This window comes from Flavobacteriales bacterium (assembly GCA_013214975.1).
Classification (GTDB): domain Bacteria; phylum Bacteroidota; class Bacteroidia; order DT-38; family DT-38; genus DT-38.
The window spans coordinates 1-3,778 of record JABSPR010000050.1 but is presented as its reverse complement, the minus strand read 5'-3'; the positions used below and the strand labels follow the sequence as shown (position 1 = coordinate 3,778).

At 34.2% G+C, this 3,778-nt stretch carries 4 protein-coding genes; all 4 read left to right on the top strand.

Translation table 11 applies throughout. The annotated features are described in order from the left end of the window. Positions 1-370 (top strand): response regulator (locus tag HRT72_02905; GenBank protein NQY66660.1); only part of this gene is annotated, 370 nt, incomplete at its 5' end. Between the two features lie 38 nt (positions 371-408). Beyond that, a complete protein-coding gene (locus HRT72_02900) occupies positions 409-1,335 on the top strand; it encodes a polysaccharide deacetylase family protein (GenBank protein ID NQY66659.1) in 927 nt (308 codons plus the stop codon). A gap of 6 nt (positions 1,336-1,341) precedes the next feature. Further along, complete coding sequence (locus HRT72_02895; GenBank protein ID NQY66658.1) at positions 1,342-2,115, top strand: methionyl-tRNA formyltransferase; 774 nt, start codon at positions 1,342-1,344, stop codon at positions 2,113-2,115. Positions 2,116-2,453: 338 nt separating this feature from the next. Further along, positions 2,454-3,778 (top strand): TonB-dependent receptor (locus HRT72_02890; GenBank protein ID NQY66657.1); only part of this gene is annotated, 1,325 nt, incomplete at its 3' end.

Sequence of the window (3,778 nt, the reverse complement as noted above, 5' to 3'; positions counted from 1 at the left end):
TGTTTACGTTGTGGACGACGACGATATCGCTTTATTTATCACCGAGGATAATCTAGTTAGAACCGAAATTGATGAACTGAAAATTCTATCCTTCAACAAGCCTCTAGGCTTTATTGATTCAATGACTAATCTTGAAATAGAGCAGCCAGATATTCTTATTATTGATATAAACATGCCCCTAATTAATGGATTTGAAGTAATTGATAAAATAAAATTGCTGAGCAACTTTAATCATGACATGAAAATCCACATGCAAAGCACTAGCAGTTCACCCTCAGAATTGGATAGAATTAAAAAGTCTAAAACTATCAAGTCATACTATACTAAATACATAACGACAGATCAATTCAAAGAAATTATTAAAGAATAGAGTCTCATTTAAACCCCACTTTGATTAACGATACATTAATGAGGAATAAGGCACACGGCATCATGTTCCATCATTTTCATCACGAAAATCAAAGCAGGACAGCACAAGGTTCTCTCTCTAAGAATCAGTTTATTACGAAACTAAGCTATCTACAAAAAAATTTCAATCTTATCTCTGCTGACGAATGGTATTCCAAGGCCATTAAAAATGATCTTGAACAGAAGGATATATGCATATCGTTCGATGACAATTTAAAATGCCAGTTTGAAATCGCTCTTCCTGTTTTGGAAGAAATGAATTTAAATGCTTTTTGGTTTATCTATACCTCCCCTTTAAATGGAAATATCGAAAAACTAGAACTCTATCGATACTTCAGATACAGCGAATTTAATACGGTAGATTCTTTCTATAAAAACTTCAACAAGATAATTACAATATCTAATTACAATAATATTGTTAAGAACGGTTTAGAGCAGTTTTCTGCTGAATCATACCTTGGTGAATATTCATTTTATAGTAAAGAAGATAAGAAGTTCCGATTTATTCGAGACCAAATACTTGGTCAAGAAAAATATTACCAACTAATGGATCAAATGATCAGCCAATCAGGAATGAATACAGAAATGGCAAGTAAAAAACTGTGGATGCAAAAGAATGATATAAAACACCTTTCGGATTCCGGACATGTTATCGGTCTACACTCCCACTCTCACCCAACTAATTTAGAGAAGTCTACAGTGGATAAGCAAAAAAACGAGTATTCTACCTGTTTAGCAATATTGCGATCAATAACAGGAAAGAATATTTCTGTAATGGCTCATCCAAGTAACTCCTACAACAACGATACTTTACTGATTTTGGACGAACTGACCGTTCAAGTTGGATTTCGAGCCAATATGGAAGATGGATTTAACTCCAGATTAGAATACCCAAGAATGGATCACACTATGATAAATTCGATCTAGAAAAAAATGAAGATTACGGTATTTACGAATAGTCAACCACGACATTTATCTCTTCTGAACGACTTGTCGAAAGTTGCGAATACCGTATATGCGGTTTGCGAGAGGCATTCAATTTTTGATAACACCTCTGCTACTATGAAAGGGTATTTTTCTGAAGTAAAAAAAGCAGAAACTACATTTTTCGGAAACAAAATTAAATTAGCGAGTAACATTCGTCAATTAGAAATTTCGAGTACTGAATTAAACATAGATGATCTTGAAAAACAGGAACCCTGTTTAGATTCTGATATATACATCGTTTTCGGGGCTAGTTATATAAAAAGTAACCTCGCCGACTTTTTAATTCAAAAAAAAGCTTGGAACATCCATTTGGGTATCTCCCCTTTCTACAGAGGAAGCTCATGTAATTTCTGGGCCTCTTACCAAGGAAATCATCATTTAGTTGGAGCTACAATCCATCTTCTGTCCAAAAGATTAGATGCTGGTAAAATTCTATTTCATGCTCTTCCTTCGATAGAAGAAAATCCATTTTATCTAGGAATGAATGCAGTTAAAAGTGCACATATAGGCGTGGTAGAAAAAATAACAAATAGCGAACTAAATAATACAAGGACAGTAGCTCAAGATTATCTGAAGGAGATTAAATTCTCTACAAAAGATGAGTTTAACGATTCAATTGCCAAAAATTATTTGCAACATCTACCATCAAAAGGAGATTTATTCCGTTCCCTTTCGAAAAGGAATTTAAGTGCGTTTATCAATCCGTATATTATTAAATAATGGGGCATTAAAAACCATCATTTAATCCAACACATTTACTTTTCTCATATTTCCTTTCTCATCCTTAAGAAGGACAATTTCATAATTTTAGTTAAGAAAAAAAGTATTGGGACCGTATTCAGTTACAATTCGAAACATGTTTTGTGGTCTTATTTTATTCTCTTTACATACATCTATTTTAACCTCCCAATAGTCGGGACGAAAAGGAACATTACTGTTATTTAACAGAATTAAAATTAATTCTTACACTGTTCATACTCCATAATAATTTGAGTAGGTTTATATTAGAGATCTTCATCAAATAGATCTATCAAAATATCCAACAAAGTATTCTTTACATGCACCTTAATATCAAGCAATTTCTAGCTATCCCTTTTATATTAATTACTCTACTGTCTACTGGTCAAAATGATTTTCAGGCTATTATAAAAGACAGTTTAACTAATCAGAGTTTATTGGGGGCAACTATTTCTTTAAAAGGCACTTCTAATGGAGTTTCTGTAGACAGTCTCGGCAGAGCTACACTAAACGACATCCCAAATGGTGAACAAGTAATAAGAGTCTCTTTTATAGGGTATCATCCCAAGGATAAAAAAATAATATTTCCGCAAAATGAGAGCACCCCGCAAATATTTCTTCTATCTCCTATAGAGGAATTATTAGACGAAATAGTAATCGAAGCAACTCGAGCAAATAGATCGGTGGCCGATCTACCCACACGAACTGAAGTGCTCTCCGAAGAAATCGATGAAGCCGCATCCATGGAGCCCAGTAAAATAGCACATCTTATTACACACAGCACCGGCATCCAAGTTCAAACAACTGCGGCATCATCGAATGGTGCGGTGGTTCGTATTCAAGGTCTTAATGGACGATACACACAAATACTCAAAGATGGCTTCCCATTATATGGTGGTTTTTCAGGAAGCTTAGATGTAATGCAAATTCCACCTTTAGATCTTAAACAAGTTGAGTATATCAAAGGATCGGCATCAACTTTATATGGTGGTGGAGCTATTGCAGGGTTAATTAATCTGGTAACAAAGAAAGCTGTCCAAGATGAGACATTACTACACATTAACCTTTCCCATATAGGTGCTAAAGACTTTAACACTTTTGTATCAAGAAAATTCGGGAAATTTGGTTTTACCAACCTAGCCTCTTTATATATGCACTCGCCTTACGATGCAGACAAGGATGGTTATTCCGATATACCTGAAGTATCAAAATTTAATTTTAATCCAAAGATTTTTTATAACCCAAGCGAGAAAACCGAAATATATTTGGGCGCTAATATCATGAAAGAAAATCGAGTTGGTGGAAGCATGCGATTAATTAATAATGGGTTTGCCGACACCAGTAATTTCTTTTTAGACAAACAAGAAAGTATTCGATATACATCACAGTTCTCCGCAAAAAAAACACTTTCAGAAAACAGTACAATTACCTTAAAGAATAGTATTAGCTCGTTCGACCGACACATTCGAATCAACGAGAACCCTTTCGGACAACAATCCCTTTTTGCTGGAAATCAATTAAATTCTTTTAGCGAGTTAAACTACAATCTGAATAAGCAAAAACACAATATAAACACTGGTTTAAATACATATACGAACAGCTTCACAGAAAAGGATTTAGGTGCCGTTCAGTTAAGAAACCAAGA